5 protein-coding genes and 1 tRNA gene are annotated in these 7,129 nt (G+C 68.2%); 4 read left to right on the top strand and 2 right to left on the bottom strand.

Annotated features, from left to right (window positions below):
* Positions 1–674 precede the first annotated feature (674 nt).
* The 3 genes from D473_RS0121480 (at position 675) to D473_RS0121470 (ending at position 3,405) form a co-directional block, all read left to right on the top strand.
* Positions 675–1,187: a DUF4352 domain-containing protein gene (locus tag D473_RS0121480; RefSeq protein ID WP_241474848.1), complete on the top strand. Its 513-nt coding sequence runs from the start codon at positions 675–677 to the stop codon at positions 1,185–1,187.
* A gap of 513 nt (positions 1,188–1,700) precedes the next feature.
* Positions 1,701–2,132 carry a helix-turn-helix domain-containing protein gene (locus D473_RS0121475; RefSeq protein ID WP_017611100.1) on the top strand — a complete coding sequence of 144 codons (432 nt, stop codon included), beginning with the start codon at positions 1,701–1,703 and terminating at the stop codon, positions 2,130–2,132.
* Positions 2,125–3,405 (top strand): HipA domain-containing protein, encoded by a 1,281-nt coding sequence (locus D473_RS0121470; protein WP_017611099.1) that lies wholly within the window; start codon positions 2,125–2,127, stop codon positions 3,403–3,405. Before D473_RS0121475 ends, D473_RS0121470 begins: the two co-directional genes overlap by 8 nt.
* Before the next feature lie 319 nt (positions 3,406–3,724).
* Here D473_RS0121470 and D473_RS0121465 read toward each other — a convergent pair.
* Positions 3,725–3,800: transfer RNA gene (locus D473_RS0121465), tRNA-Arg, on the bottom strand.
* A gap of 230 nt (positions 3,801–4,030) precedes the next feature.
* Positions 4,031–5,287: an aspartate aminotransferase family protein gene (locus D473_RS0121460; RefSeq protein WP_017611098.1), complete on the bottom strand. Its 1,257-nt coding sequence runs from the start codon at positions 5,285–5,287 to the stop codon at positions 4,031–4,033.
* A 160-nt stretch (positions 5,288–5,447) separates the two neighbouring features.
* Here D473_RS0121460 and D473_RS0121455 point away from each other — a divergent pair, with 160 nt between their 5' ends.
* Entirely contained in the window at positions 5,448–6,911 is a 1,464-nt protein-coding gene (locus D473_RS0121455; RefSeq protein WP_017611097.1) for an NAD-dependent succinate-semialdehyde dehydrogenase, read from the top strand.
* Positions 6,912–7,129 lie beyond the last annotated feature (218 nt).

Here is a 7,129-nt window from a genome sequence, read left to right as displayed (position 1 = left end):
CAGGAGCGAACCACCACGCACACGCCGCAAGCGTTGGTCGCAATGTGGCCACCACAGGGGGTTTGGTAGTTGGGACCCCCGCTTCTTCGGCGGATGAGGGGGCAGCGGCCGGTGGGTGTTCGGCGGCGAGAGCGGAACAGCCCGGCGTCAAGGGGTGGACCGCACACCCCGAGGCGCCCCACCCCGACCCACCACAACGCCGTCACCATCCCCACCCAGGGACAGGAGTGGGGGTGGCGCCGAAGCGGGTTGCGGGAAGCCCCGGCCGGGCTAAGCTCGACGCTCCGACGAACACCACCCCACACCAGCCACAGGATCCCGACCCACCACCCACCTGCACTGATCCAACAGGCCCCACCCACGCCCCATACCCTCGGTACCGAAACCCCAGAATCCCCCGATCAGCGATCTGCTGGTGGGTATTTCGGGGACTCTTTGCCCTGCATTTCCTTCCCTTCTCAGTAAAGGGGGTGACGCTTGAGGCAGGGGACGGATTCGATCTGGTGTGGGTTTCTTATCGGGAGTGGTGCCCTATGTACCCACAGGACCCGAGCGGCCAGGAGCCGCAACAGGGAGGCCCGTATCCGTCCCAGGGATGGCAGCAGCCGCCCCAGGGATGGCAGCAGCCGCCGCAGAAGAGGAAAGCTTGGCCATGGGTGTTGCTGGGTTGCGGTGTGTCCGCCCTGCTGGTGCTCGTACTCGGCGTCGCGTGTGTGGCTGTGGTGTCCTCGGGGAGCCCCGAGGAGACTTCCGGGGCGGACCCCGGTGAGGGCTCCGAGGGCGGAACCGGTGAGGCCGAGGAAACGGTCGGCATGGGCGAACCCGGCACGGTCGGGCAGTGGGAAGTCACGGTCGACGACATCGAGACGTCAACCACCTACGGTGACGAGTTCTCCACAGAGGAGGCCCAGGGCGAGTTCAAGCTCGTCTCGCTCACGGTCGAGAACATAGGAGAGGAAGCGACCACGTTCGACGAGTCGGGTGTCTACCTCATCGAGGACGACGGGAACCGCCACTCATCCACCACGACGTTGGCGGAGGACTCGCTGTTCTTGGAGCAGATCAACCCCGGTAACGAGGTTTCGGGGACCGCGGTGGTGGACGTTCCGGAGGGCACCGAGATCGACAGCGTCGAGATCGAGGACATCGGGTCCTTGGAAGGCCCTCTGGTCATCGAGATGCCCTGAACGCAGGGAGACCGCCTCGCCCATCAGCACAGGCCGTGGGCTGGGCGGTTCGTTGTGTGCGGCCTATGCGCGGCACCAGCACACGCAGTGGAGTCCAGGGTTCGGAGCATGGCGCCGACCTGGCCCGAACAGGGCCTACACAAAAAAGAAAGCCGGGCCCGTGTGGTGTCCGGGACCGGCTTTCTCTTCACTGTCTCAAAGTGGTGCACTCGGGAGGATTCGAACCCCCAACCTTCTGATCCGTAGTGAGCGGATGAATATCCGCAGGCCAGAGCCCATTTGGCGGTGCCTCGGTGTCGCACCGTTCCACGTATGTTCCACGCCGCCGCGAACGGTCCCCCAAGCAGACCTTCGGCGCTCTTCCCCTTCGCTGGCTCCGGCATCTGCTTACCGCCTCCCTCGGTGGCAGTGCGCCCCGCTGCGCGACGCCGATGTGGCTGCCGAGGCCAGTTTGGCGTGCTGTCCTTGAACGAGGACGATTTTCGTTTGTCCTCGAACGAGGACGGGACTAGGATGTCCTCGAACGAGGACGGAGAAGGTGGGATGTCGGAAGAATTCACCCTGACAGGGTGGTCGAAGCTCGGTGGCCTGGTCCGCGACATCCGGCTCTCCAAGGGCCTCAGCCAAGCGGCTCTGGCCGCCCAGGCCAATGTCGCCCGTTCCTGGCTGGCCCGCGTCGAGGCCGGCCACCGCGGCGCCGAACTGGAGCCCCTGCTCCGCCTGCTGGCCGCTCTGGACCTCACTCTCGCCCTGCGACCGAACGCCGATGCGCGGAGACAGACACAGCCGCGTCCGGACGAGGCCCGCGCGGTGCCCGCAGAGGAGACGACAACCCACCAGGACCCACCGGATGGAATCAGCACGGGTCTGCGCGCGACCTCACAGGCGCGTCGGGCTTCCTGGGGTCTACCGGTCACCGGCAACAGGGACAACGGCGATGACTGAGCGCCTGGTCGTCCTGCTGTCAGGCCAGGTCGTGGGGCACCTGGATCGCGAGACCTCCGGTGACGATCCCACGTTCTCCTACACGGCCGAGTACGTGCGGAGCGGTGGGGTGGCGCTGTCGGCGAAGCTCCCCATTCAGAAGGGCGCCCACCCAGCGAAAAGAGTCAAACCGTACCTGTTCGGGCTGCTTCCCGAGAACGAGGACGCCCGCACCGCGTGGTCCGACCAACTCGGGGTCGCCGTGGACGATGCCTTCGGCATCCTCGCGGCGATGGGCTGGGACTGCCCGGGAGCCGCCCAGTTCTGTCGCGAGGAGGACTTGGAGGAGCTTCGAACACGCGGCGGCGAACACCAACCGGTCAGCGAAACCGAGATCGCAGAGCGGATCCGCGCACTCGCTGACGACCAGCCGTCCTGGACGATGCCTGGTGAACACTGGTCGTTGGGTGGGCAGCAGGAGAAGTTCGCACTCGCGAGGATCGACGGGCGCTGGCACACAGCCCACGGCAGCGCCGCCACCACCCACATCGTCAAGCCGGGGATCAAACAGCTGCACCACCAAGCCCTGGTCGAGCACGTCACCATGGAGGCGGCGTCGGCCGTGGGCGTGGTCGTCGCCCGAAGCACCTTCACCCGGTTCGATGACCAGTGGGCCATCGTGATCGACCGCTTCGACCGGTCCCTGGAAGCCGGTCGCGTCCTACGCACGCACCAGGAGGACTTCGCGCAAGCGTGCGGGCGCATGCCCGCGCACAAGCACGAGTCCCGCAACGGTCCGGGGCTGATGGACATGATGCGGGTCATCACTCGCGAATCGACCGGTCTGCTCGACGACCGGCTCGCCCTCGCGGACTTTGTGATCATCAATCTGGTGGCCGGTGCTCCCGACGGGCACGCGAAGAACATCTCTCTCCTGCGCGCACCGGGGCTGACGCGTGTGGCTCCGCTGTACGACCTGGCCACGGGCCTGGTCTACGAAGCTCGGACGGTCGAACGTTCGGTGGCCCTGTCCATCGGTGGTGAGCGCATCGCATCACGGATCAGGCGCCACCAGCTGGGAAAGGCGGCCGCGGTCCTTGGCCTGGATCCGGAACTCCTCATGGAACGTGTGGCGACGTTGGCCGAGACGTTCCCGAAGGCGTTCGAGGACGCCCTGGAAGGGTTGACCGGTTCTGTCCCGGGTGCTGGTGAGGTGGCCGAACGGACCGTCCCCGCACTGAAGGCCCACACCCGGCGCATCCTGGATCGCCTTGGTGGCCCGACCGAAGCGTGAGCTGTAGGGGGTGCCCCAATGCGGGCGTACCGGCCTCGGTACGCCCGCGGGGCGCGAATGCCGAAAGGTCGGGGACTCCGCTCTTCAGAGACAGAGCTTCAGGAGGGAATCCACGGGAGCGATCGCGTCGCGGGACATGGCCCGCCTTCTGACGCGTTGGCTCCCACGTGGTTCTTCCGGGCGAAGCGCAGGTCAGGGTGGTGATGGTGCGGAGGCGACTTTGCTCTCACACGGTGACCGGGCATGCGAACAGACTGCGCACAGAACGGCCCCGGGCTGCGTTTCCGCTGCTCGGGGCCGTTCTGCCACTGTCTCATGGTGGTGCACTCGGGAGGACTCGAACCCCCAACCTTCTGATCCGTAGTCAGATGCTCTATCCATTGAGCTACGAGTGCAGATTCTGTTGTGTTGTCCCGGTCGAGCTGTGCTCTCCCCGGCAACGTCCTCGACTCTATCAGAGTCTCGGAGTGCTTCCGTGCCACGTTCCGGTGTGAACCGGACCATGTTCGCGAAGCCCGTGACGTGCGTGGAACGCCGTCTCCTTCGACGGTACCGCACTCACCGGGGTGCCTCGTACACGGTGGAAGCGGCCCGGGTCGGAGCCCTCCGCCCCGGGCCCCGGGGGTCAGGCGGAGGTCGCCTCCTCGACGGAGGCGGCCCACAGCTCCAAGGCGCTGTCGACCTGCTCGCCGTTGACGATCAGCGGCGGGATCATCCGGACGACGTTGCCGTGCGGTCCGCAGGTCAGAAGCAGCAGGCCGTTCTGCGCGGCGGCCTGCTGCGCACGTGCCGCGGTGGCACCGTCGGGCGCACCGTCGGCGGTGACGAACTCGCTGGCCAACATCAGGCCGCGGCCGCGTACGTCGCCGATCGCGGGGTGGGCGGAGCCGATCTTCTCCAGGCCCTGGTGCAGCCGCTCGCCCTGGGCGGCGACGTTGGCGACCAGGTTCTCCTCCTGGATCACGTCGAGGGTGGCCAGTGCGGCGGCGCACGCGACCGCGTTGCCGCCGTAGGTGCCGCCCTGCGAGCCGGGCCAGGCCTTCTCCATGATCGAGGCCGGCGCGGCGATCGCCGAGAGGGGGAACCCGCTGGCCAGGCCCTTGGCGGTGATGACGATGTCGGGGCGGACCCCGGAGTGCTCGTGGCCCCAGAAGGTCCCGGTGCGTCCGAATCCGGTCTGCACCTCGTCGGCGACCAGGAGGAACCCGTGCTGGTCGGCGCGCTCGCGCAGCCCCTGCATGAACGCGTCGGGCGCCGGCACGTACCCGCCCTCGCCGAGCACCGGCTCGATGAAGACCGCGGCGGTCTCCTTGGGGGCGGTCGTGGTGGCGAGCTGGTGGTCGAACTCACGGAGGGCGTGGGCGACGGCTTCGGCCTCCGTCATCCCGAGACGGTAGGCGTGGGGGAAGGGGGTGACGACGACACCGGGCATCAGCGGGCCGATGCCGGCCCGGATCTTGGTGCCGGACGTGGTGAGGGAGGCGGCGCCCATGGTGCGCCCGTGGAAGGAACCGGTGAACACGATCGCGTTCTGGCGGCCGGTGGCCTGGCGGGCCAGGCGCAGGGCGGCCTCGACGGCCTCACTGCCGGAGTTGACGTAGAAGAGCTGGTCCAGGCCCTCGGGCAGGACCTCACCGAGCCGTTCGGTGAGCCGGAGCAGCGGACGGTGCATCACGGTGGTGTACTGGCCGTGGATGAGAGTTCCGACCTGCTCCTGGGCGGCCGCGACCACCTTGGGGTGGCAATGGCCGGTGCTGGTGACGCCGATTCCCGCCGTGAAGTCGAGAAAGCGGCGGCCGTCCTCGTCGTAGATGTGCACACCCTCGCCTCGTGCGGCGAGCACGGGGGTCGCCTGCTTGAGAACCGGGGAGAGCTCCGCCATCGGTGGCCTCGATTCCGTGTTCGGGTTTTACGTAGGATTGTTGACAATCGACGGTGCTATGGAAGCATCCCAGGCGTGGCGGTGTCCAGTGGGCTCACGTCGGGCAGTTCTGACCACAGGCCGACCGTGCTGGTCGGTCCCCTCGACCGGAAGAAGGAACATGTCGGATCTGGAAGAACGAGTCGTCGCACAGGTGGAGAAGAAGCTCTTCATCGGTGGTGCGTGGCAGGAAGCGGCCGCGGGCGGGACCTTCGAGGTCGAGGACCCTTCGACGGGTACCGCGCTCTGCGAGATCTCCGATGCCACCGACGTCGACGGACTGGCCGCCCTCGCCGCCGCCCACAACGCCCAGCCCTCCTGGGGGAAGGTGGCCCCCCGTGAGCGGGGCGAGATCCTGCGCAAGGGCTACGAGCTGCTCATGGAACGCCAGGAGGAGCTGGCGACCCTCATGACCCTGGAGATGGGCAAGCCGCTGAGCGAGGCCAAGGGCGAGATCGCCTACGCGGCGGACTTCTTCCGCTGGTTCTCGGAGGAGGCGGTCCGCATCGAGGGCGGGTTCGCCACGGCCCCCAACGGCCAGTCGCGTTTCCTCATCATGCGCCAGCCCGTCGGCCCCTCGGTGCTCATCACCCCGTGGAACTTCCCCATGGCCATGGGCACCCGCAAGATCGGCCCGGCGATCGCGGCCGGCTGCACCATGATCCTCAAGCCTGCCCAGCAGACACCCCTGTGCGCCCTCGCCCTCGCCGGCATCCTCCGAGAGGCCGGCCTGCCCGAGGGTGTGCTGAGCGTGCTGCCCACGACCAACGCCGGCGGTCTCACCGAGCCGCTGCTGCGCGACGGACGGATCCGCAAGCTGTCCTTCACCGGGTCCACCGGGGTGGGGCGCAAGCTCCTGGAACAGAGCTCGGAGCACGTCCTGCGCACATCCTTGGAGCTGGGCGGCAACGCACCGTTCCTGGTCTTCGACGACGCCGACATGGACGCCGCCGTCGACGGGGCGATGCTCGCGAAGATGCGCAACATCGGCGAGGCCTGCACCGCAGCCAACCGCATCTACGTCCAGTCCGGGGTGGCCGAGGAGTTCGCCGACCGCCTCAGCCGCCGCATGGGCGAGCTCCGGGTCGGCCGCGGCGTGGAGGAAGGCGTCGACGTGGGTCCGCTCATCGACGAGAAGGCCCGCGACAAGGTGCAGTCGCTGGTCGACGACGCGGTGGGCAAGGGCGCGCGTGTGCTCGTGGGCGGGGGCCGAGGGAGCAGCGCCGGGCACTTCTACCAGCCGACGGTGCTCTCCGGTGTGCCCCACGACGCGGAGATGTCCGACACCGAGATCTTCGGCCCCGTCGCTCCGGTGTCCTCCTTCGAGACCGAGGAGGAGGCGCTCCGCCTCGCCAACGACACCGAGTACGGGCTGGTCAGTTACGTCTACACCACCGACCTCAACCGGGCCTTCCGGGTGAGCGAGGCGCTGGAGGCCGGAATGGTCGGCCTCAACCAGGGTGTGGTCTCCAACCCTGCGGCCCCGTTCGGCGGCATCAAGCAGTCCGGTCTGGGCCGTGAGGGCGGCGACGTCGGTATCGACGAGTTCCTCGAGTACAAGTACGTGGGGGTCGGCGGGGTCTGATCCCGCCGTGCTGTCGCGTCCCTGACCAGGTAGGACGGCCCCGGAAGGACGGTCGATCCGCAGTCCGCGGCATCGATGCCTTCCGGGGCCGCCGCTGTCCGGGGCCGCCACGGCCCCGACCGAACCGGTTCCACCCGTGTGCGCCGTCGAGTCCCCACTGTCCCTCGGCGCATGATCGGTCGGGGGTGCCGCCCGAGGCCGGCCCCGGGGTGCGCCCC

Source organism: Nocardiopsis xinjiangensis YIM 90004 (assembly GCF_000341145.1).
In the GTDB taxonomy this organism is placed as follows: Bacteria; Actinomycetota; Actinomycetes; order Streptosporangiales; family Streptosporangiaceae; genus Nocardiopsis; species Nocardiopsis xinjiangensis.
This window is presented reverse-complemented; position numbering and strand designations above follow the sequence as displayed.